Annotated in this window: 24 protein-coding genes; 18 read left to right on the top strand and 6 right to left on the bottom strand. The window is 34.5% G+C overall.

Annotated features, from left to right (window positions below; genetic code table 11):
- Window positions 1-108: 108 nt before the first annotated feature.
- A complete protein-coding gene (locus tag NPX36_RS13460) occupies window positions 109-2,514 on the top strand; it encodes an alpha-ketoacid dehydrogenase subunit alpha/beta (RefSeq protein WP_257499246.1) in 2,406 nt (801 codons plus the stop codon).
- 61 nt (window positions 2,515-2,575) lie between these two features.
- Here NPX36_RS13460 and NPX36_RS13455 read toward each other — a convergent pair whose 3' ends face one another.
- Both NPX36_RS13455 and msrA read right to left on the bottom strand, forming a co-directional pair.
- On the bottom strand, window positions 2,576-2,878 hold the full coding sequence (locus NPX36_RS13455; protein ID WP_257499245.1) for a hypothetical protein: 303 nt from the start codon (window positions 2,876-2,878) through the stop codon (window positions 2,576-2,578).
- A gap of 48 nt (window positions 2,879-2,926) precedes the next feature.
- The gene (gene msrA, locus NPX36_RS13450) at window positions 2,927-3,472 is read right to left on the bottom strand and encodes a peptide-methionine (S)-S-oxide reductase MsrA (protein WP_257499244.1); all 546 of its coding nucleotides are present in this window, start codon (window positions 3,470-3,472) and stop codon (window positions 2,927-2,929) included.
- 104 nt (window positions 3,473-3,576) lie between these two features.
- Here msrA and NPX36_RS13445 point away from each other — a divergent pair, with 104 nt between their 5' ends.
- The 5 genes from NPX36_RS13445 (at window position 3,577) to NPX36_RS13425 (ending at window position 8,150) form a co-directional block, all read left to right on the top strand.
- Window positions 3,577-4,239: an ABC transporter ATP-binding protein gene (locus tag NPX36_RS13445; protein ID WP_257499243.1), complete on the top strand. Its 663-nt coding sequence runs from the start codon at window positions 3,577-3,579 to the stop codon at window positions 4,237-4,239.
- Window positions 4,239-4,673 (top strand): DUF2750 domain-containing protein, encoded by a 435-nt coding sequence (locus NPX36_RS13440; RefSeq protein ID WP_257499242.1) that lies wholly within the window; start codon window positions 4,239-4,241, stop codon window positions 4,671-4,673. The genes NPX36_RS13445 and NPX36_RS13440 overlap by 1 nt, the downstream gene beginning before the upstream one ends.
- A gap of 59 nt (window positions 4,674-4,732) precedes the next feature.
- The gene (locus NPX36_RS13435) at window positions 4,733-6,889 is read left to right on the top strand and encodes a S9 family peptidase (RefSeq protein ID WP_257499241.1); all 2,157 of its coding nucleotides are present in this window, start codon (window positions 4,733-4,735) and stop codon (window positions 6,887-6,889) included.
- A 50-nt stretch (window positions 6,890-6,939) separates the two neighbouring features.
- Window positions 6,940-7,428 carry a glutathione peroxidase gene (locus tag NPX36_RS13430; protein ID WP_257499240.1) on the top strand — a complete coding sequence of 163 codons (489 nt, stop codon included), beginning with the start codon at window positions 6,940-6,942 and terminating at the stop codon, window positions 7,426-7,428.
- A gap of 110 nt (window positions 7,429-7,538) precedes the next feature.
- Window positions 7,539-8,150, top strand: coding sequence for a hypothetical protein (locus NPX36_RS13425; RefSeq protein WP_257499239.1), 612 nt, complete (start codon window positions 7,539-7,541; stop codon window positions 8,148-8,150).
- A 16-nt stretch (window positions 8,151-8,166) separates the two neighbouring features.
- On the opposite strand, the gene NPX36_RS13420 is transcribed toward NPX36_RS13425, so the two are convergent.
- Window positions 8,167-9,018, bottom strand: coding sequence for a DUF6929 family protein (locus NPX36_RS13420; protein WP_257499238.1), 852 nt, complete (start codon window positions 9,016-9,018; stop codon window positions 8,167-8,169).
- Window positions 9,019-9,059: 41 nt separating this feature from the next.
- On the opposite strand from NPX36_RS13420, the gene NPX36_RS13415 reads away from it, so the two are divergent.
- Window positions 9,060-9,923, top strand: coding sequence for a PPK2 family polyphosphate kinase (locus NPX36_RS13415; RefSeq protein WP_257499237.1), 864 nt, complete (start codon window positions 9,060-9,062; stop codon window positions 9,921-9,923).
- Between the two features lie 117 nt (window positions 9,924-10,040).
- On the opposite strand, the gene NPX36_RS13410 is transcribed toward NPX36_RS13415, so the two are convergent.
- Together NPX36_RS13410 and NPX36_RS13405 are read right to left on the bottom strand one after the other, a co-directional pair.
- A complete protein-coding gene (locus tag NPX36_RS13410; protein WP_257499236.1) occupies window positions 10,041-11,009 on the bottom strand; it encodes an electron transfer flavoprotein subunit alpha/FixB family protein in 969 nt (322 codons plus the stop codon).
- Window positions 11,010-11,039: 30 nt separating this feature from the next.
- Window positions 11,040-11,786, bottom strand: a complete 747-nt coding sequence (locus NPX36_RS13405) for an electron transfer flavoprotein subunit beta/FixA family protein (RefSeq protein WP_257499235.1) — start codon at window positions 11,784-11,786, stop codon at window positions 11,040-11,042.
- Between the two features lie 187 nt (window positions 11,787-11,973).
- Here NPX36_RS13405 and NPX36_RS13400 point away from each other — a divergent pair, with 187 nt between their 5' ends.
- The 11 genes from NPX36_RS13400 (at window position 11,974) to NPX36_RS13350 (ending at window position 22,249) form a co-directional block, all read left to right on the top strand.
- Window positions 11,974-12,804 carry a hypothetical protein gene (locus tag NPX36_RS13400; protein WP_257499234.1) on the top strand — a complete coding sequence of 277 codons (831 nt, stop codon included), beginning with the start codon at window positions 11,974-11,976 and terminating at the stop codon, window positions 12,802-12,804.
- 135 nt (window positions 12,805-12,939) lie between these two features.
- Window positions 12,940-13,608 carry a bifunctional nuclease family protein gene (locus NPX36_RS13395; protein WP_257499233.1) on the top strand — a complete coding sequence of 223 codons (669 nt, stop codon included), beginning with the start codon at window positions 12,940-12,942 and terminating at the stop codon, window positions 13,606-13,608.
- 2 nt (window positions 13,609-13,610) lie between these two features.
- Window positions 13,611-14,435 (top strand): thymidylate synthase, encoded by an 825-nt coding sequence (locus NPX36_RS13390; protein ID WP_257499232.1) that lies wholly within the window; start codon window positions 13,611-13,613, stop codon window positions 14,433-14,435.
- A gap of 34 nt (window positions 14,436-14,469) precedes the next feature.
- Window positions 14,470-14,961: a dihydrofolate reductase gene (locus tag NPX36_RS13385; protein ID WP_257499231.1), complete on the top strand. Its 492-nt coding sequence runs from the start codon at window positions 14,470-14,472 to the stop codon at window positions 14,959-14,961.
- A 12-nt stretch (window positions 14,962-14,973) separates the two neighbouring features.
- Window positions 14,974-15,513, top strand: a complete 540-nt coding sequence (locus NPX36_RS13380) for a GNAT family N-acetyltransferase (RefSeq protein ID WP_257499229.1) — start codon at window positions 14,974-14,976, stop codon at window positions 15,511-15,513.
- Window positions 15,514-15,517: 4 nt separating this feature from the next.
- Window positions 15,518-16,291 carry a hypothetical protein gene (locus NPX36_RS13375; RefSeq protein ID WP_257499228.1) on the top strand — a complete coding sequence of 258 codons (774 nt, stop codon included), beginning with the start codon at window positions 15,518-15,520 and terminating at the stop codon, window positions 16,289-16,291.
- A gap of 6 nt (window positions 16,292-16,297) precedes the next feature.
- Window positions 16,298-16,912, top strand: a complete 615-nt coding sequence (locus NPX36_RS13370) for a deoxynucleoside kinase (protein ID WP_257499227.1) — start codon at window positions 16,298-16,300, stop codon at window positions 16,910-16,912.
- A 1-nt stretch (window position 16,913) separates the two neighbouring features.
- Window positions 16,914-18,014, top strand: coding sequence for an acyloxyacyl hydrolase (locus NPX36_RS13365; protein ID WP_257499226.1), 1,101 nt, complete (start codon window positions 16,914-16,916; stop codon window positions 18,012-18,014).
- Window positions 18,015-18,114: 100 nt separating this feature from the next.
- Entirely contained in the window at window positions 18,115-18,846 is a 732-nt protein-coding gene (locus tag NPX36_RS13360) for a DUF2807 domain-containing protein (RefSeq protein ID WP_257499225.1), read from the top strand.
- Window positions 18,847-18,947: 101 nt separating this feature from the next.
- Window positions 18,948-21,215, top strand: a complete 2,268-nt coding sequence (locus NPX36_RS13355) for an inorganic phosphate transporter (protein ID WP_257499224.1) — start codon at window positions 18,948-18,950, stop codon at window positions 21,213-21,215.
- A 194-nt stretch (window positions 21,216-21,409) separates the two neighbouring features.
- Window positions 21,410-22,249, top strand: a complete 840-nt coding sequence (locus tag NPX36_RS13350) for a hypothetical protein (protein ID WP_257499223.1) — start codon at window positions 21,410-21,412, stop codon at window positions 22,247-22,249.
- A 23-nt stretch (window positions 22,250-22,272) separates the two neighbouring features.
- On the opposite strand, the gene gldA is transcribed toward NPX36_RS13350, so the two are convergent.
- Window positions 22,273-23,169, bottom strand: a complete 897-nt coding sequence (gene gldA / locus NPX36_RS13345) for a gliding motility-associated ABC transporter ATP-binding subunit GldA (protein ID WP_257499222.1) — start codon at window positions 23,167-23,169, stop codon at window positions 22,273-22,275.
- Between the last annotated feature and the right edge of the window lie 25 nt (window positions 23,170-23,194).

The raw sequence follows: 23,194 nt of genomic DNA, 5'->3' as shown, positions 1-23,194 counted from the left end.
TAAAACAAGTAATTCGTTTCGATAATTTTTTATAAAATTAGTTTTTTAGTGATTGATTGTTTAATTTCGTAAATTAAATAAATTTGTTTCAAACAGTTCCTATATATTATGACGCAAGCAGCTACAAAAGAAGCTTTAACTTTTGAAGATTTTAAAAAAGAAGTTTTAAACGATTACAAAACAGCACGCATATCGCGTGAATGTAGTTTGTTAGGCCGAAAAGAAGTTTTAACCGGAAAAGCAAAATTCGGGATTTTTGGCGATGGAAAAGAAGTGCCCCAACTTGCAATGGCAAAAGCATTTAAAAATGGCGATTTTCGTTCAGGTTATTACCGCGATCAAACTTTTATGATGGCAATTGGTGCTTTAAACATTCAGCAGTTTTTTGCCGGATTATATGGTCATGCAGATGTGGTACATGATCCCATGTCTGGTGGTCGCCAAATGGGCGGACATTTTGCCACACACAGCTTAGATGAAAACGGGGAGTGGAAAAACCTTACCCAACAAAAAAATTCAAGTGCCGATATATCTCCCACAGCAGGGCAAATGCCTCGTTTGCTAGGTCTGGCACAAGCATCAAAAATATACCGTGAATTTCCTAATGCCGATAAAGAACAAAAATTTTCTGTAGAAGGAAATGAAGTAGCTTGGGGAACCATAGGAAATGCATCGACTTCTGAAGGCTTGTTTTTTGAAACAATCAATGCTGCCGGAGTTTTGCAAGTGCCAATGGTTATGAGTGTTTGGGACGATATGTATGGTATTTCTGTACATGCACGCCACCAAACAACCAAAGAAAGTATTTCTGAAATTTTAAAAGGATTCCAAAAAGAAGAAAACACAAATGGATATGAAGTATTAACCGTTTCAGGATGGGATTATCCCGCCTTGGTTGACACTTATGCAAAAGCAGCACAGATAGCCCGCACCAACCACATACCGGTATTAATTCACGTAAAAGAATTAACCCAGCCTCAAGGACACTCTACTTCTGGATCGCACGAACGTTATAAATCAACAGACCGTTTGCAATGGGAAAGCGATTTTGACTGTATCGTTAAAATGCGCTCGTGGATGATTGATAACAATATCGCAACTAATGAAGAATTAGACACTTTAGATGCCGAATTAAAGAAAGAAGTTTTAGCAGGCAAAAGAACAGCTTGGGAAGCTTATCTAAACCCTATTAAAGAAGAGAGAACTGCCTTAGTACAAGTTTTGAATGCAGTAGCAGCTTCTTCGGCAAACAAAGTGTTTATTGAAAAAATGATTGCCGATTTAAACAGTATAAAAGAACCTATTCGCAAAGAACTTTTAGCAACTGCACGCAAAATTTTGCGTATGGTTATTGGTGAAGCGGGCCAACACACATTAGCCGCTTGGATCAAAAACTATACAGATGAAATTCAGCCAAAGTTTAGTTCGCATTTAATGTCGCATTCAGCCAAAAAAGCCGAAAATATCGAAGAAGTAACGCCTGTTTATGACGATCATTCTGAACTGGTTGATGCGCGTTTAATCATTAGAAATAATTTTGATAAAATATTTGAAAATCATCCCGAAACATTAATTTTTGGTGAAGATTCAGGTAATATTGGCGATGTAAATCAAGGATTAGAAGGTTTACAAGAAAAATACGGCGAAACACGTGTTTCAGATGCAGGTATTCGCGAAGCCACTATTTTGGGACAAGGAATAGGCATGGCTATGCGTGGTTTACGACCAATTGCAGAAATTCAGTATTTAGATTATCTGCTGTATGCTTTGCAAATCATGAGCGATGATTTAGCTACCGTACAATACCGCACCGCTGGTAAACAAAAAGCGCCACTAATTGTGCGTACACGCGGCCATCGATTAGAAGGAATTTGGCATTCGGGTTCCCCAATGGGAATGATTATTAATGCAATTCGTGGTATGCATGTTTTAGTACCGAGAAATATGACCAAAGCTGCTGGTTTTTACAATACCTTGTTGCAATCCGATGAGCCAGCATTGGTTATTGAATGTTTAAACGGTTACCGCTTAAAAGAAAAAATGCCTACCAATTTAGGTGCTTTTAGAACCCCTATTGGCGTGGTTGAAACCATTAAAGAAGGAAAAGATTTAACCATAGTTTCATACGGATCCACCTTGCGAATTGTGGAGCAAGCTGCAAAAGAATTGTTAGAAATGGGTATTGATGTAGAAATCATTGATGCACAGTCATTACTGCCATTTGACAGAAACCACGATTGCGTAAAATCGCTTCAGAAAACAAATCGATTATTAGTGGTTGATGAAGATGTTCCGGGTGGAGCTTCGGCTTATATCTTACAGCAAATTGTTGATGAGCAAGAAGGCTACAAGTTTTTAGACAGTAAGCCGGAAACTTTGTCAGCAAAAGCGCATCGCCCTGCTTATGGAACCGATGGCGATTATTTTTCGAAGCCATCAGCGGAAGATGTATTTGAAAAAGTATATGCCATTATGAACGAGGCTAATCCTGAACAATATCCAAGTTTATATTAAAAATTAAAAGAGCCCTTTTTGCGGCTCTTTTTTTATATCAATAAACAAAATAAAACTTCAATTACTGTTTTTTAAACACATAAGTGTACAACCAAGTGAGTGTAAAGGTAGGTACGAAATCAAGACCGGGTAAAATCTCTTCTACGAAAGAAACCATACCGCCAATAGTACCTATGGTTCCTTTGTACAAGGTTTTTAGTAAAATAGCCGATATGGGCGCCCAAATCACATCTGTAAACTCGCCTAAAAAAGGAATCGTAAACGATAAAGTTCCAATAAAATCAAACAACAATCCCAAAAATAGCAAACGATATTTTTGCTTATCAGTTGTGATTGCTTCAGGTTTAATTACAATTTCATTCATTTCAAATTTTTATTTAATTTACTGATATTAAACAAACAATATGCCAAATTATTTAGTAATATGTTCTTGAAAAAATTTCTCGAATTTTTTTACCTTTGGTGACACAACCATTGCACAATAACTTTTTTCGGGATTGTTGTTAAAATAATTTTGGTGGTAATTTTCAGCCAAATAAAACGTGTCGGCTTTGGAAACTTTTGTCACTACTTTCTTTTCGAATATATTTTCCTCGTTTAAAATTTTTACGAACAACATTGCCTGTTCTTTTTGACTTCCATTGGTGTAAAAAATTTCACTTCGGTATTGGGTTCCTATATCATTTCCTTGTCTGTTCAGCGTAGTAGGGTCGTGGGTAGCAAAAAAAACTTCTAATAACTCTTGATAAGATACCAATTCTTCATTAAAAACAATCTTAATAGCTTCGGCGTGATTGGTTTGGCCTGTGCAAACTTCTTCATAAGTTGGGTTTTCAGTTGTTCCACCAATATAACCGGGCAGCACTTCTTTAACTCCGTTAATTTTCTGAAAAATGGCCTCAGAACACCAAAAACATCCATTTGCAAAAATTGCTGTTTGTTCTTTTACTACTGTCATAATCAATAAAATTTACAATTTAATTTTAAAGTTACGATTAAAAAAATGGTTAATAATATTATTTAACTAAAAGTTTAATTAATTTCGTTGGTAAATACATGAATATGATTAAAGCTGAAAATATCAGTAAACAATTTAATGGTTTACAAGTTTTAAAAAATGTTTCAATCGAAATAAATAAAGGCGAGGTTGTGGCTATTGTTGGAGCTTCGGGTGCCGGAAAAACTACTTTGTTGCAAATTTTGGGCGTTTTAGATTTTCCTGAGAAAGACACAAATGCCAAACTTATGATTAACAACACCAATGTTTTAAAGTTAAGAAACCAACAATTGGCTGCATTTAGAAATAAAAATTTGGGTTTTATTTTTCAGTTTCATCAATTACTGCCTGAATTTACAGCAATAGAAAATGTGTGTATTCCGGCGTTTATTGCTGGTAAATCGAAAGAAGAAGCAGTGCACGAGGCTAAAAAATTGCTTGATTATCTAGGTTTAAGTCACAGAATAAATCATTTCCCCTCTGAATTGTCGGGTGGTGAGCAGCAACGAGTAGCTGTGGCACGTGCATTAATCAATCAACCGGCAGTGATTTTTGCAGATGAACCATCGGGTAATTTAGACACTACTTCAGCTGAAAATTTACATGAACTTTTTTTTAAACTGCGCGATAATTTCGGACAAACATTTGTAATTGTTACCCACAATGAAGAATTGGCAAATTTAGCCGATAGAAAATTGGTTATGAGCGATGGTAAATTTGTAATTTAATGGAAGCGAAAATGATTGAAGATTTTTTAAACCAAATTGTTCAAAATAATAAGGTTTTTATTATTGAGCATAAAAACGAAATAGCTATTTCACAATCGCTGTTATTCAAAAATAATGCAAATGAACCTGTGAATGTGGTTTGTTTTTGGGATAACGAAGATTTGGCTAAAGCTTGTTGTGTTGATATTTGGCGAGATTATACGCTCCAAGAAATATGTCTTACCACTTTTATTGAAGATTATTTAGTAAATATTTATAATGAAAGTTTTATTGTTGGGATTAATTTTAATGACCAAATGGAAGGTGTAGAAGCCGATCCGTTGGATATCATATCGAATATCATACAATTGCTGAAAAAGCAAAAGATGGAATTAGATTTTGAATATTTTAAAAACTTAGCCGACTTAGAACGCCAATTGCAAAAATTACTTTAATAAAACATTTTTTTGCCCAATTTTAATAGAAATACTACATTAGCACAAATACTTTTTTTATGAAGAAAATTTCCCTTTTTGCTTTTATGCTTGCAGGTTTTTTTGCCCAAGCACAAAATAATTTAACGATAGAAGACGCTACAATGCCGTTTCAAAGAGGTTTAGCAACCCAATCGATCTACGGTGCTCAATGGCGAACAAATAATGAAATAACCTTTATCGATGCTTCTTTTAAAGCTTTGACTGCAAAATCTACGAATGATAAAGTGGTTGAAAATTTTATTACAACGTCCGATTTAGAAACGGCAGTGGGCCGAGCAATTAACGAAAAAGTGAGTTTGCGAACCATTCCTTTTGATTATCATTGGGAAAATGAAAACCAACTGTCGTTTACTTATCAAGGCGAAAATGATAAATATTATGTGGTGTACAATATTCATACTAAAAATATTGATAAAACCATAAAAATTAATGCAGAAGCAACAGAAGAAATCATCTCTCCTAATAAAAACTATATCGCTTATTTGAATAAAAATAATATTGAATTGGTTTTTGACAATGGTGCCGTGGTTAAAGTTACAAACGACCCCGAGCATGTGGTAAACGGAAGCAGCAATACACATAGAAACGAATTTGGAATTGACAGAGGGATGTGGATCAGTCCAGATGGAAAAAAAATAATGTTCTATAAAAAAGATGAACGTATGGTGAAAGATTATCCACTCATCGATTTTGGAACCCGCATAGCCGAAGAAAATCCCATTAAATATCCAATGGCCGGAATGAAATCTGAAGAGGTTTCTTTGCACATTTATAACATCGATACAAAAACCACCAAAAAAATAAATATCGAGGGCGATAAAGAACAGTTCTTAACAATGCCTACTTGGTCACCAAACAGCGAAATGGTCTATGTGGGTGTTTTAAATCGCGGTCAAGATCATTTAAAATTACAAAGATACAACGCTGCTTCTGGTAATTTTGATAAATTATTGTTTGAAGAAAAGAGCAAAACGTATGTGGAACCCAACACACCACTGAAATTTTTAAACGATAAAGAATTTATCTACATTTCTGAAAAAGACGGTTACCGCCACATGTTTAGATATGATATCAACGGTAAGCAATTGAACAGCTATGTGTATAACGATGTGGTTTTTAAAGACTTTGTGAATGTGTCGCCTAAAGAAATTTATTATATGGGAACGGCAAATAAAGGAATGGATAAATTGCTTTATAAAGTTGATTTAAAATCAGGAAAAACACAAGCTGTTACCAAAACATCTGCTACCTATACAGTGGAAATGAACCCTGAAAAAACCTGGTATTATTCGCAATATACCAATTTAACCACTCCAAATCATGTGTCGTTGAAGCATATAAATGGAAAGAAAACTATAGAATTGTTAAACGCTAGCAATCCGTATGAAGGAAAAACCGTTTTGCCGAAAGTAGAAATGGTTACTATAAAAGCAGCAGACGGAAAAACCGATTTGAACGGAAGGTTGTTATATCCGGTAAATTTCAATGAAAACGAAAAATATCCTGTGATGGTATATGTTTACGGCGGACCACATGCGCAATTGGTTACCAATCGTTTTGGTGGCGGTGCAGGCGGATTTGATTACTATATGGCACAACAAGGTTTTGTAGTGTTTACGTTGGATAATAGAGGAAGCGAAAACCGCGGACGTGATTTTGAACATGTAATTCACCGACAATTGGGTCAGAATGAGATGGCAGATCAAATGGAAGGTGTGAAATTTTTGAAATCGAAAAAGTTTGTGGATGCTGACCGAATTGGGGTTTATGGCTGGTCGTTCGGTGGTTTTATGACCACAAGTTTAATGTTGAACTATCCCGATACATTTAAAGTGGGAGTTGCCGGCGGTCCCGTAATCGATTGGAAATGGTACGAAGTAATGTATGGCGAACGCTATATGGATATGCCGGAAGAAAACCCAGAAGGCTACGAAAAAACATCAACCTTGAACAAAGTAAAAAATTTAAAGGGCAGGCTGTTGATGATTCATGGAGCGCAAGATCCGGTGGTGGTGCAACAACACAGTATGGAGTTTATTGAAAAGTGTATCAAGGAAGGCAAACAAGTGGATTATTTCTTGTATCCAACCCATGAACACAATGTTTCTGGAAGAGACCGTATTCATTTGAATGCAAAAATTGCCGATTATTTTATGACACATTTAAAAAAATAACCACAAAAGTGCATCAGCAATGATGCATTTTTTTATTAATTAAACCATCAATGAGTATCTATCAATACAAAGCAAAAACGCTTCAGGGCAAAGAAATCGATTTTAGTGATTTTCAAAACAAAACGCTGTTAATTGTTAATACAGCCAGCAAATGTGGTTTCACACCTCAGTACGAAGGTTTAGAAAAGTTGTATCAAAAATATAAAGATCAAGGACTGGTTGTATTGGCTTTTCCGTGCAATCAGTTTAATAATCAAGAACCAGGCGATGCATCTTCTATAAAAAATAACTGTTTGATAAATTATGGTGTATCGTTTCCCGTTTTTGAAAAAGTTCTGGTAAACGGAAAAAATGCACATCCAATTTTTAAGTATCTCAAGAAAGTTTTGCCAGGGTTTATAACCAATGCTGTAAAATGGAATTTTACTAAGTTTTTAATCGATGCAAACGGAAAACCCTTAAAGCGCTTTGCACCCTTCACATCGCCCGAAAAAATTAACACTTATTTAGTTAAAAATAATATTGTAAAAGAAAGCTAGAAATAAAATAATAACATATATTTGCTATACCTTTAAAAATAAGAACACTTACATTTTAGCCAAAAAATTATCTTTTCACATATACTTAAAATATAGATAATTAAATTATTATGTTAGTTTTATACCCTGGTGAAGTTTTTACGCAATTAGATTTGGGAGTAGAGAAGCGCTTGCGATATGCGGTTTCAAACTTTGGTAGATTAATAAGTTACAAAGAAACGTTTAAAGACGGCAATCTATTAAAACCTAATGTAACCAATAACCTCCGCATTTTTAGATACAAAGTGCGCAAAGAAGACAAAACCTATGCACATAAACATGTGATGCTTTCGCGCGCAGTTGCAGAGGCTTTTGTACACAAACCTTCAGAAAAGCATTCGCATGTTATTCATTTAGATTTTGACAATGCAAACGATCATTATACCAATTTAAAATGGGTAACCGAAAAAGAGAAATATGCCCATCAGCGCATAAATCCCAATGTGAAAGAAGGGCATGTGAAGCGTATTGAAACCAAACGTTTAACGCAAAAAGGGATGAAGCTAGATACCACCCAAGTAATGCGTATTAAAAGAATGATTCACGACCCACAACGCAAAACCCGCATGCGCATTATTGCGAAGCAATTTGGAATAAGCGAAATGCAGTTATATCGTATTAAAACAGGTGAAAATTGGGCGAGTGTTCCCACTCCCACGTTTAAAACCATTAAAGAAAAATAAGCAGTTGAAAGACTGCTTATTTTATTTTTCTTTTTAAAGAAACTTGTAACTTGTAAACAATTGCTTCTTTATTTTTAGCATCGTCGGCATCTTCGCACAAAGCAAAAACAACTTCTTTTTTATTGTGTTCTAAAACAGTAATACCTTCAAATTTGTTAATATCACTGATTTTTTCTGTAAAAAGCAATTGCATTTTTTTCAAATCAATCGCGCCAAAAATACTTCCTTGTATCGCACCGTCTTCATAAGTCGATTTTTTGTCTTCTGCAGTGGCAGTGAAATAAAGCGTGTTATTGATAACGGTACCGCCCGAAAAGCCTGTCTGCACATTGTTTACCTTTGGCAAATCAAATTCAAAATAGTAAATATTATACTCATCGGTTAAATTTTTTCCTTGTACCACAAAAATATAGTTGGCATTTTTTGGTCCATTTCCGCGGTTCAAAAAAAGCCAATCTTCTTTGTAAGTAACCACCGCTTCTATATTAAAATCAGCTGTAGTCAATTCAGAAAAACTTTTCATTTCATCATACAGTCCAGTTAAATCTATCGGTGTGGAAAACTTAGAAAATTTGTTAAACATAAAACCATTTGTTCTGTTTTCTTTTGAGCCCGAACCAAACGCATACCATGAATTATCAACAATTGTAAACGCTTCTAAATCATATTTTTCAGATTTAGGCATTTGATGAACCGCTGTTTGTGCATCTAAACTGTAAGTCGCCAGCGAATCATTTTCTATAAAATAATGATACAAGGCATTACTGTTGTCAGAAACTAAGAGTAATTGGTTATTTTCATACCCGATTGCAGACGCAGCCACAATTCCAGAAATTTTTAACCAAGTGGAAAGCAAATATTTTTTCATTTCTACTAAATATTTCTCTAAATTAGATAAAAAGTATCAATATGAAGCGAAATTATTTTAAAGTTCCAGAAAATTTAAAGTTAGACGATATTTCAACCAATTATGTGACAGGCTTAGACCCACTTGCGATAAAAAAAGAGCTAAAAAAGTATCGAAAAAAGATTGCCGAAATACAAGATATGATGTATGCACACGATCAATATGCGGTATTGATTTGTTTTCAAGGTATGGACACTGCCGGAAAAGACAGCATGATTCGAGAAGTTTTTAAAGGATTCAATGCGCGTGGGGTAGTGGTAGAAAGTTTTAAAACACCATCTTACAGAGAATTGCAGCATGATTTTATGTGGCGGCATTATATAAAATTACCAGAAAAAGGAAAATTTACAGTTTTTAACCGCACGCAATACGAGAATGTTTTGGTAACAAGGGTGCATCCTGAATATTTATTGAACGAACGCAATCCAAAGATTAAATTAGATGAATTATCTGATGATTTTTGGAACAATCGCATGAAACAAATGGTTCAATTTGAAAAATTTTGGGCCGATAATGGAACCATTATCTTGAAGTTTTTCTTGCATTTAAGCAAAGAGGAACAAAAGAATCGATTGTTAAAGCGAATAGAAAAACCCCATCATCAATGGAAGTTTTCACCAGTCGATTTAAAAGAGCGCGAACAATGGCAAAAATATCAATTCTGTTATGAAGAAGTTTTGAAAAATACCAGTCATAAAAAAGCACCGTGGTATATCATTCCAAGCGACAACAAAGATGTGAGTAGGTTACTAGTTGCTAAAATTATTTATGAAACCTTAAAAAATTATAAAGACATTTCGTACCCCAAACCAGAACCTGAAATATTAGAACACATTAATAAATATAAAAAGCAGTTGATGGAGTAATAAGGTTTTTACAAACTTTGCAAAAGCTTGCGTTGTTATAAAAATTAGTATGTGTTTTTCAACACAAAAAAACAGCCGTAAAAAACGGCTGTTTGAATATGATATTTAAAGCAAATGTTAGTTGTTATTCGCTTTAAATTCTTTTAATTTTTTAGTCAATTCTGGTACGATTTGAAACGCATCGCCAACAATTCCGTAGTCAGCTACTTTAAAGAAAGGTGCTTCTGGATCTGAATTGATTACTACTTTTACTTTTGAAGCGTTGATACCTGCAATGTGCTGAATGGCACCAGAAATACCAACTGCAATGTATAAGTTTGATGCTACCGGTTTTCCAGTTTGCCCCACGTGTTCAGAGTGCGGTCTCCAATCTAAATCTGAAACAGGTTTTGAACAAGCGGTTGCTGCACCTAAAACACCTGCCAATTCTTCAATCATTCCCCAGTTTTCTGGACCTTTTAAACCACGACCACCAGAAACAACGATTTCTGCATCGGCAATAGAAACTTGTCCGGATGCTTTTTCTTGGTTTTGAATGTGGATATTAAAGTCGGCATCGTTCAATGTTACAGCAAAATCTTCTGTAGCTGCTGCACCCGAAGCTTCTGCTAAACCAAATGAGTTTTTAGCCAATGCCAATACTTTTACGTCTGATGTGAGTTCTGTAACGTTAAATCCTTTGCTAGAAAAAGCATTGCGCTTAACTTGGAATGGACTTGTTGAAACAGGTAATGCTACCACATTTGATGCATATCCAGCGTCTAAACCAACTGCAACGATTGGTGCTAAATATAAAGAATCGGTTGTAGATGATAAAAGCACTACTTTTGACCCTTCTTTTTGTGCAGCTTGTTTTACCACATCGGCATACGCCTTTGCATTGAACTTGTCTAATTTGCTATCGGTTACTTTTAAAACTTTATCTACACCGTATTTTCCTAATTCGGAAACATCACCTGCGTTAACAGTTACTGCCGTAACGGTTGTTCCTAATGATTCTGCTACTTTTTTTGCATAAGAAGCTAATTCTAAAGCTACTTTTTTAAATTTTCCTTCTGCAAACTCTGTATATATTAAAACTGACATACTTTTTAAATTTTAATTGGATTTTTAGAATTAGATTACTTTTGCTTCGTTGTGTAATAAGTTAATCAACTCATCTAAATTATCAGGGCTAATTAATTTTACTGCCGATTTAGGAGCTGGTTTTTCAAACTTCACCGCTTTTGTTTTTGCATCTGCAGCAACTGGTTCCATAACGTTTAAAGCTTTAGTACGAGCCGTCATGATTCCGCGCATGTTTGGAATTCGTAAATCTTTTTCTTCCACAATCCCTTTTTGTCCGCCAATTACCAATGGTAAGTTTGTGGTTAAGGTTTCTTTTCCACCATCAATTTCGCGAATCAACGTGGCATTAGATCCTTCAACTTCTACACCAACGCATGAGTTCACAAAATTGTATCCCAACATAGACGCCAACATTCCCGGAACCATTCCTCCGTTGTAATCTAACGATTCTTTTCCACAAATAACTACATCGTAATTACCCGCTTTTACAACCTCTGCTAGCTGTTTTGCAACTGCAAAGCCATCGGTTGGAACTGCGTTTACACGAATTGCTTCATCGGCACCAATAGCCAATGCTTTGCGAATAGTAGCCTCTGTTTCAGCGCCACCCACATTTACAACGGTTACATGAGCACCTTGTTTTTCTTTAAACCAAATGGCACGCGTTAAACCAAATTCATCGTTTGGGTTAATTACAAATTGAACACCGTTTGTATCAAATTCTGTATCACCGTTTGTGAAATTAATCTTTGCAGTAGTATCAGGCACATGGCTGATGCAAACTAATATTTTCATTTATTTTTTGTTTTATGAGATTTATTCTTAATGAGCTACGAAGATAAAAAAAATTAGAATAAAAATACTATGCATGCATATAAATTATTTCTTAAATTTTTAATGTTACTTCCTTGTTTACTTTTTGAATAAGTTATCTTTACTATATACGAAAATGACTTTTATATTAGAGAATTTAGATTTAACTATGAAAAAGACCTATTATTTATTACTGACTTTATTAATTTTTGCTTGTAACAAAAAAACAGGCGAAACTAAAACCACAACAATTTCTTCGACAGAAGACAACAAAACAGTTGGGAAAACTAACGACATTGATTTATCTGGAGAAGAAGGTAAACTATTAAAAATTCATAATGATATTTCCAATGCAATGGGCAATGTTCGCAACGACAGCTTACTTGCAATTAGCAGTAAAAAGTTTACCGATTCGCTAATCTATTTAATCAAAAACAATAAAAACACATTGTATTATCCTTTTAAAAAATTGCAGAAAGAAAATGCTTTGAAAATGGCAACATCTACCGATAATAATCTTAAAGTTTACAGTTGGGATAACAATTTAGGTGGAACTATGCGGTTTTACAATCAAATTTATCAATTTAGTACAAACGGAACGATCATTGCAAAAGAACATTTGGCTTCAAACGATCCGCAAGCATTCTTTTCAAAGATTTACACGGTTCAAAACAGCGCTAAAGAACCAATTTATTTAATTATTTCAAAAAGTGTACTTTCCAGTAAATATTCCGTGCAACATATAAATGCGTATAAAATAAATTCAGAAAATCTAGAGCCTGCTGCTGTCTTTAAAACTAAGACCGATACATTAGAACACATTCATGTAGAATTTGATTTTTTTAGTGTAGTGGATAGACCTGAACGTCCGGTTGAATTAATTACGTTGGAAAATAACATGCTAAAAATTGCTTTAGTCGATGAACAACAAAATGTAACCAACAAAAATTTAATTTATGAATGGAATGGTGATGTGTTTGTTTACAAGGGCATACGGTAGCTATATTGTTCATTTAAAAAAATCAGTTAGATAAGGCGGATGGTTGTTCATACATAAAAAAGAGCAAAACCAAACCCCATTAAAATTTAAAATGTATCTTTGCGAAACAGCATTTTTTTGGCTATTTTTATCAACATGAGTTTAGTACAATTAACAATAAAAGGAATTTCATACAGTCACACCCAAAACGGAGCTTATGCTTTGATTTTGAATGAAGTAAATGGCGCGCGTAAACTTCCCATCGTAATCGGTGCGTTTGAAGCGCAGGCGATAGCAATTGCCATTGAAGAAGATTTGAAACCTCCACGCCCTTTAACACACGATTTGTTTAAAACCTTTTGCGACCGATTTGATATCGTTGTAAAGCAGGTAATTATTCACAAATTGGTAGATGGTGTTTTCTTCTCAAGCATTATTTGCGAACGCGACGGTATCGAAGAAATCATTGATGCGCGCACCTCTGACGCTATTTCACTGGCATTGCGTTTTGATGCGCCTATTTTCACCTATCAAAATATATTAGACAAAGCAGGAATTTATCTGCGTGAACAAGAAGAAGCAGATCATAATGAAGAGGAAGATTTTGATGATGAAGACGATGATTTCGATAACGATGATTCGAACGACGAATCGTTAAACGATGCGATTGATGAATTTCTAAATTTGGTACCCAACGAAAAAGCAAGTGAATTTGCCTCTTTGTCGGTGCAAGAATTAAACGATTTGTTAGAAATGGCTGTTTTGAACGAAGATTACGAAAAAGCCGCTCGCTTGCGCGATGAATTATCAAAAAGAAACCTGTAATTATGCAACAATATTTAGATTTAATAAAATACGTTTTAGAGAACGGCGTTCAAAAAGGCGATAGAACAGGCACCGGAACAAAAAGCGTTTTTGGATACCAAATGCGTTTCAATTTAGAAGAAGGCTTTCCATTGGTTACCACCAAAAAAGTACATTTAAAATCAATCATTCATGAATTGCTTTGGTTTTTAAATGGCGACACCAATATTGGTTATTTAAAAGAAAATGGCGTGCGTATTTGGGATGAATGGGCCAATGAAAACGGCGATTTAGGACCTATTTATGGCTATCAATGGCGCAATTGGAACGGCGAAGAAATAGATCAAATTAAAGAATTAATTCACACCTTAAAAACCAATCCAAACAGCCGCAGAATGTTGATTTCGGCATGGAATCCGTCGGTTTTGCCTGATACATCTGTATCTTTTGAAGAAAATGTTGCCAACGGAAAAGCAGCTTTGCCTCCGTGTCATGCTTTTTTTCAGTTTTATGTTGCCGATGGAAAATTGTCGTGCCAATTGTATCAGCGTTCGGCAGATATTTTCTTAGGGGTTCCGTTTAATATTGCATCTTATGCGTTGTTTACCATGATGGTGGCTCAAGTTTGTGGGTTGGGTTATGGCGATTTTATTCACACCTTTGGCGATGCGCACATCTACAATAATCATTTTGAACAAGTTGAATTACAATTGTCAAGAGCACCACGTCCGTTGCCAAAAATGATCTTAAATCCAGAAATAAAAGATATTTTCGACTTTAAATTTGAAGATTTCACTTTGGTTGATTACGACCCGCATCCGGCAATTAAAGGACAAGTTTCTGTATAAACTTGTGCAAAATCATTCCATAAAAAATAAAAAAATGAAAATAAGTTTAATTGCTGCCATTGCCCAAAACCATGCAATTGGAAAAAACAACCAACTGCTTTGGCATTTACCGGCCGATTTTAAGCATTTTAAGGAAACCACAAGCGATCATTTTATTTTAATGGGAAGAAAAACCTTTGAATCGTTTCCTAAACCTTTGCCTAACCGCACGCATTTAATCGTTACCAGACAGAAAAATTATACTGTTCCGGATCATTGTTTTGCCTTTGCTTCTGTTAAAGACGCTTTGGTTTTTGCACAACAGCAAAATCAAAAAATGGTGTATGTAATTGGCGGGGGCGAAATTTATAAAGAAACAATTGGTATCGCTAATGAATTGGTAATTACCCACGTAGATGCCGAGTTTAAAGATGCTGATGCGTTTTTTCCCGAAATAACATCTGATTGGGAAATTATCTCTGAAAAAAGACATCAAGCCGATGAAAAAAACGAGTTTGATTTTACGATAATTGTTTATCAAAGGTAAATTTTGTTGAAGATGGATGGAGTAGTAACGTATTTATTTACATCAGATCGCCTTGGTTTTAGAAATTGGAAAAGCAATGATATTGACAAATTGTTTAAAATAAATTCTGATAGAGAGGTAATGGAATTTTTTCCTAGTTTACCTACAAAAGCAGAAACAATTTTATTCATCGAAAGAATGAAGGATCAATTTCAAGAAAAGGGGTTTTGCTATTTTGCTGTTGATAAACTTGCAAATAATGAATTTATTGGTTTTATAGGTATTTCTGAACAAACTTACAAGGCAGATTTTACACCATGTGTTGATATTGGATGGAGAATTGATCGCAAAGAATGGAATAAAGGTTTTGCTACTGAAGGTGCTAAAAAGTGTCTTGATTATGCATTGAACAACCTAAAAATAAGCAAAATATATGCTGTTGCACCGAAAATAAATGTAAAGTCTGAACATATAATGGAAAAAATTGGATTGAAGAAACAATATGAATTTGAACATCCATTATTGATTGATAATAATTTACTTAAAACGTGTGTATTATACAGAAACGAATAAAAAAATGAAAAAAATACTCACTGCTTTTTTTGTTTTTCTCCACGCCTATGTGCTTCATGCACAAATGGCTACGTTTAAGGTTGCCTTGCCCAAGCCACCTAATTTAACGTATTATGCTTTGAACCATTTGGGTGATACATCATCCATTGTATCCGATGAAATTGCCAAAGAAACACCCTTACAAACATTTACTTTTAAAGATCCTTTTTTAGGACAAATAGCACAATATGATGAACGAAATCCGTTGCAGCAATTGGTTTTTTATAAAAACACTCAGCAAGTGATTTTGTTAGACAATCAATTAAGCGTTAAAGACAAAATTGTTTTAAACGAGCGTTTTCCTGAAATCGATGCCGTTTATGCTGCCTTAACCGCTCAAACAGCAATTTGGATTTTTGATGGAATCTCCAAACGCTGGTGCATGATATCAAACCAACAAGAACAGCCGCAGTTTGTGAGTAACCCCATCACCAACTATTCATTTCTAACTACTTCGGGCAATTTTGCTTATTGGCAAATAGATGATGTGGTTTACGGAATTGATATTTATGGAAAATTGATTAAAGAACAAAAATTACCTAAAAAAGCCCAATTGTTAGCAATTAATGGCGATTTATTGGTCTATGTATTAAACAATAAATTATTTTTGTTCCACACAAAGAAGAACGAAACCGAACATTTATCAAATGTAGAAACAGCCGCTGAATGGGCGATTTTCAATACCAAAAGTTTAAGCGTTTTTACTGCTGATACATTGTATTTATACCAAATAAATTAAGAAAATATGCAAGTTGCAATTGCCGGAAATATTGGTGCCGGAAAAACAACTTTAACCAAGTTGTTGGCCAAACATTACAAATGGGAACCGCATTATGAAGATGTGGTTGATAATCCTTACTTAGACGATTTTTATCATTCAATGGATCGTTGGTCGTTCAATTTGCAGATTTATTTCTTAAACAGTCGATTTCGTCAGGTTTTGGCAATGAAATCTAGTGGAAAAAATACCATTCAAGACAGAACCATCTACGAAGATGCGCATATTTTTGCTCCGAATTTACATGCCATGGGCTTAATGTCGAACCGCGATTTTGATAATTACAAACAATTATTTGAATTGATGGAAGGCTTGGTTGGCGCACCTGATTTATTGATTTACCTGCGCAGCTCCATTCCTAATTTGGTGGGACAAATTCACAAACGTGGCCGCGAATACGAAAATTCCATCTCGATTGATTATTTAAATAAACTCAACGAGCGCTACGAAGATTGGATTAAAAGTTATACCAAAGGTAAATTGTTGATTATTGATGTAGATCCGATAAATTTTGTAGATAATCCGGAAGATTTGGGAGCAATCATTAATAGAATCGATGCCGAAATTAATGGTTTGTTTTAAGATGAAAATACTGCTGAGGTTGCAATTTACCATTTGTGTGCTGGTTTTCTTATCGACTTTTTTTTCAGCAAATGGTCAAGAAAATTGGAGCGTATCGTTACAAACCTACAAAGGTGCTATTTTGCCACACAGCAACAATATTCAACATTTAATTACCAATAAACCAACCGGTTACTTGTTTTCATTGAATCATCGGGTAAATGGCTCTAAAGAGTGGCATCACACCTATCGTTTTCCAGAAGTGGGTTTTTCGTTTCACACTCAAAACAATCACAACGAAACTTTGGGCGATTTGTATGGCTTCTACGGGCATTATAATTTCTACTTTTTTCAACGAAGATTACAGTTTCGCGTAGGGCAGGGTGTGGCTTATGCTACCAATCCTTACAACAAGGAAACCAATTTTCGCAATGTGGCTTATGGTTCCAAATTCATGCCCTCGACCTATTTTATGTTGAGTTATGACCAACCTCGCATTTGGAACAATATAGGTATCAATGCTGGTTTTTTGTTTGTGCATCATTCAAACGCCACCATTAAATCACCCAACACAAGCACCAATACTTTGGGGTTGAATGTGGGCTTAACCTATCACTTTTCGGCTGAAGACGAGATCACCAAGCCCAACAATTTTGTAAATCATCCACAAAATTTTAGATACAATTTACTTTTTAGAACGGGTGTAAACGAAAGCCACATAATTGGCATGGGACAAAAGCCTTTTTATCATATTGCAGCCATTTTTGAAAAACCGTTGAATAATTATGGAGCTGCACAGTTAGGTGTAGATGTTTTTTTGTCGCAGTCAATGAAAGAATTGATTCCGTTTTTGGCCACATCTTTTCCTGAAGAAGGAATGGATAAAAACACCGATTGGAAACGTGTGGGGCTTTTTGTGGGCTATGAATGGTATTTGAACAAACTAACCGCCGAAGGAAACATTGGTTATTACGTGCACGATGAATACAAGAAGAATACTGCATTTTATCAACGTTTGGGATTGCGCTATTATGTCACTCCAAACGTTTTTGGCATCATGTCGTTAAAAACCCATTTTGCGAAAGCCGAAGCTTTTGAAGTTGGAGTGGGGTATAAGTTGTAATTTGATGTTTAAAGTTTAAGGTTTAAAGTTTAAGGTTTAAAGTTTCTTAAATCTGTGGTTAAAAGAAAATCTGTGCATCTGTGGAAATAAAAGTAGAATTATGAAAAAAAGTATCGTTTTATTATTGTTGATAGTGACTGCCTGTGCCGGTGAGGATGCGTGTTTTTCAAAAAAAGGAAATGCCGTTTCTCAAGAACATCAGTTGTCAGGATTTCATACGCTTGATATTCCCATGAATGTTTCGGTGGAAATTATTCCAGACAGCAGTTTTAAAATGCAAATTGAATCCTTTGAAAATAGAATAGATGCGCTTTCTTTTTCTGTAAATGATTCTGTTCTTACTATAAAAAACGAAGTTTCGTGCCAAATGCTTAAAAGTTATGAAACCGCAGTTTTAAAAATTTACACGCCCATTTTGAAGAGAATCAATTCGCGTACGCAGTTCCATGTGGTTTCAAAAGATACCTTGCGCTATCCAAATTTGTATTTGCTAACAAGTATTCCAAACGAAGAAAGTGCATCAACCAACTTTGATTTAAAAGTAAATAACAATTCAGTAACGGTAGAAGATAATCAGGTTGGTAATTTTATTTTAAAAGGCAAAACCAATGTTTTGGATGTGAAATTATACGGTGCAAACGGCTCAGTTGACGCTAAATTGTTGTATGCCAAAACCGTTCAAACCTATCACCGCAGCAACCAAAATATTCATGTTGTTGCAAAAAATAAATTAGAAGGAACCATTGCATCTGTTGGAAATATTTATGTGTACAACAAGCCCGATACCGTAAAAATAGAACGTTTATACACAGGAAATGTATATTACAAATAATAGTGAAAATTTACGATTATTTATTTAATTGATAATGTTTACTTAACATACGGTATTAAAAATAATAAGAAGTTTGCATCAAAATTAGCAATCCAAAATAAATGGAACAGATTTATATTATTATGTTGGTTGCTCTTGCAGTTTTAGCAGTTATAGATATTGCGGTAGGAGTAAGTAATGACGCTGTTAACTTTTTAAATTCTGCTTTAGGATCTAAAGCGGTATCTTTTAAAACAGCCATGATTGTAGCATCGATAGGAATATTGTTTGGTGCAATTTTTTCAAGTGGAATGATGGAAATCGCCAGAAGCGGTATTTACAATCCTTCCATGTTTTCTTTTCATGAGGTGATGATTATATTTCTCGCCGTCATGGTTTCAGACATCTTGCTGTTAGATGTATTCAATTCATTAGGTTTACCCACTTCCACAACGGTATCTATTGTGTTTGAATTGCTGGGTGCGGCTGTATGTTTAGGGGTAATTAAGATTTTGGCGATAGATGATTCGTTAAGCACCTTAGGCTCCTATATAAATACAGATAAAGCATCAGAAATTGTCATAAGTATTTTACTCTCGGTTTTGCTTTCTTTTTTGTTGGGAAGTATTGTGCAGTATTTCTCACGACTTATTTTTACCTTTCAATCGGCAGATCGCATCCGAAAATTTGGAGCGCTGTTTGGTGGATTCGCCATTTCGTTTATTTCCTTCTTTATCCTTATAAAAGGTTTAAAAGGTGTTTCGTTTATCGATAAAGAAACGCTTAGTTTTATTAAAGGAAATCAACTATTGATTTTAGGAATTTGTTTTGTAGGCTGGACGATAATTTCTCAATTTTTAATGACAGTTTTCAAAGTAAATATACTTAAAGTCATTATTATTATTGGAACATTTGCCTTAGCATTAGCGTTTGCTGGTAACGATTTAGTAAACTTTATTGGTGTGCCTATTGCTGCTATTCAATCTTACGAATTTTTCTCTGCATCGGCAGGTGCCGATCCTAATTCGTACATGATGAGCGAGTTGGCAAACAACAAAATCGTGGCACCGTTTTACTATTTGTTATTTGCAGGAATAGTGATGGTTTTCACCTTGTGGACTTCTAAAAAAGCTCGAAAGGTAATAGAAACCGAAATGAGTCTTTCTAGACAAGGCGAAGGACAAGAAAAATTTGCTCCAAATGGCATTGCACGCGTTATTGTTCGTGGAACAGTACTATTTGGAAACGTGATTAACTATGTGCTTCCTAAATCGTTTCAATTGAAATTAGACCAGCGTTTTATTAAAGAAGAAGTGAAAAAATCTAAAAAAGAACGCATGGAAGAACCAGCTTTCGATATGATTCGCGCTTCGGTTAACTTAATGGTTGCTAGTATTTTAATTGCTTTAGGAACTTCTTTAAAATTACCTTTATCAACCACATACGTTACCTTCATGGTAGCAATGGGTACATCGTTCGCAGACAGAGCGTGGGATAGAGAAAGTGCTGTTTACAGGGTTTCAGGTGTTTTTAATGTAATTGGCGGATGGTTTGCAACTGCAATCGTGGCTTTTATCACATCGGTTATCATTGCAACACTTTTATATTATGGAGAAACATTTGCTTTTGTTGGTGTTTTAGTAGTATTAGGAATTAGCTTGTACAGAAGCCATAGAGCGCACAAAACAAAACAGAAAGAAAAATTAGAAGAAGATAAACTTCTAAGCAAAGAAGATATTGTTACCATTCAAGAAGTGATAACAGAAAGTTCTCATCAAATATCAAGGGTAATTAACCATACAAATTCTATCTATTCAGAAGTTATTGAAGGTTTAGTACACCAAGATTTGGTTGCGTTAAAGCGCAATAAGAAAAAGGTTAAAAAGTTAGAAAAAGAGATTGAAAAACTTAAAGACAATGTTTATTATTTTATCAAGCATCTAGACGATACATCTGTTGAAGCAAGTAAATTCTATGTTCATACCTTGGGATACTTACAAGATATTATTCAATCTTTAGGATATATTTCTCAAAGCTGTATGACACATGTGGATAACAACCACAAAAAATTGAAATTTAATCAAATCAAAGATATTAAGTTCATCGAACAAGAATTAAACAAAGTGCTTATAGAAGTACATACGTTATTTCAAACAAAAGATTTTACTAAAATAGAAATTACGTTAGCACACAAAAATACTCTAAGTACCAATGTAGAAGAATCTATTCAAAAACAAATTGAGCGTATTCGAACCACCGAAACAAGTCCAAAGAATAGTCAATTGTATTTTTCATTTTTATTAGAAACAAACGATTTGGTTTCGGCTACAATGAAATTATTAGAATTGTTTCAGGAATTCAATCGTTATGATCAAATAACGAAAAACTAAAATCTAAGTAATAAAATATAGTAATAAAAATCCCCATTTGGGGATTTTTTGTTGCTTATATCACAGGCGTTTGAATGGCAGAAATAACAAATCATAGTATCTATTTATACTTGCAAAATAAAAATGAAGTGTTTCAGTATTGAAAATCTGGTGTTTAAATAAAATTTGTATATTTAGCAAAAAAAAATATCAATATGGGCTACGATGTAAGTTATCATCCAATATCCGAAGACCAAATAAAAGAATGGTATTGGGATATTGACTTTACTAAAATTTTAGAAAATGATTTTAGCGAAGTGGAAGAAGTTGCTAAAAAATATCAATTAGACGATTTTTACAAAGAAAAATACCTTGATACTATAAAACATGCAACCAATGTTAAACCAGAAGAAATGTTTGAAGTTTCGCATGGATATTTCATAGCAGTAATTCAAGGATTTTTTAGCAAGTATTTTTATACCCGGGGGTCGGCATTTTCATTTTTAATAGATGATGATGCTTTTTTTGAACAATACATCAAGTCTTGGCAAGAGTTTAGTCCGTTTACTTTCGACAATCCAATTGCCAATAGAATTGTTCAAAATTATTCTTCAGGGGTTTACATTCCTAAAGAAAATGTGGTTGCACTTTTAAATGATTATCATACAAATGAAGAAGTAAAAAGTAAATTAGATGCTTTTTTTTCGCATAATAGAATTGCTATTTTTCTAAAAGCTTTAGAAGCTGCTAAAGAGTTGAATGTAGGATTGTTAGAAGCAACAGAAGTTGTTGAACCCAATCCAATGAATTTAAACGATTCGGTTTGTTATTCCAATCTGTTTAATTGCGACCCTGAAGGTGCTTTGTTGTATCAAGAAGCAGTGATGGAGCAGTTTAAAGAAATTGAAAAACGAGAAAATTTAGCGCCAAATACCATTATCAATAATGCAGAACGCAAGGTGATTCATCAAGAACCGATTACAACCAATAAAAATAATGAGAGCGAAACTTCAAAGGCAAAGCCAAGCTTTTGGAAGCGTTTGTTTGGCTCATAAAAAAAATCCCGAAAGGGATTTTTTTACATCGTTTTTTCTCTAAAAATAGTTTCCAGATTTTTATTTTTAAGCTGCATAGACAAAATTTTCACATCTAGCTCTTTAGCAAAATCAAATAATTGTGCACGCATGTCTGCATCTGCATTAAAAACTAGCTCCCACTGCATATCGTGAATATTTTTATAAGACTTTAAATGAGGCAAACGTTTGATAAATTCCTCTTCAATCTTTAAATCGAATTCAATTTCAATTACTTGATCATTATCTGTGGTAAAAATTTGTTGCAGTTTGTTATCGGCCACAAGCACCCCTTTTTTAATAATAAGCACACGGTCACAAATCGCTTCCACCTCCTGCATAATATGGGTTGATAGAAAAACCGTTTTGTTTTTGCCGATGTTTTTAATCAACTCACGAATTTCTGTCAATTGGTTTGGATCCAATCCAGTCGTGGGTTCATCTAAAATCAACACTTCAGGGTCGTGTAGCAAAGCCGTTGCCAAGCCCACGCGTTGGCGGTATCCTTTTGATAATTGTCCTATTTTTTTGTGAGCTTCAGGCGATAGTCCGGTAAGCGCAATTACTTCTTCAATACGTTTTTTATCCACTTTGTAAACATCTGCATTAAAAGCCAAATATTCACGCACATACAAATCTAAATAAAGCGGATTGTGTTCAGGTAAATAACCAATCGATTTTTGAACCTCTTTTTGTTGCGTACGCACATTAAATCCGTTTACCACAGCCGTTCCGTTATCGGCATCGATATAGGTGGTTAAAATTTTCATTAAAGTAGATTTTCCGGCACCGTTTGGACCTAAAAAACCTACAATTTCGCCTTTATTTACTGTAAAAGAAAGCGCATCCAACGCCTTTTGCGTTCCGTAGTTTTTAGAGATATTTTGTACTTCGATTGACATGCACGTACTGTTTTTCACAAATGTA

Source organism: Paenimyroides aestuarii (genome assembly GCF_024628805.1).
Taxonomy (GTDB): Bacteria; Bacteroidota; Bacteroidia; order Flavobacteriales; family Flavobacteriaceae; genus Flavobacterium; species Flavobacterium aestuarii_A.
This window is presented reverse-complemented; position numbering and strand designations above follow the sequence as displayed.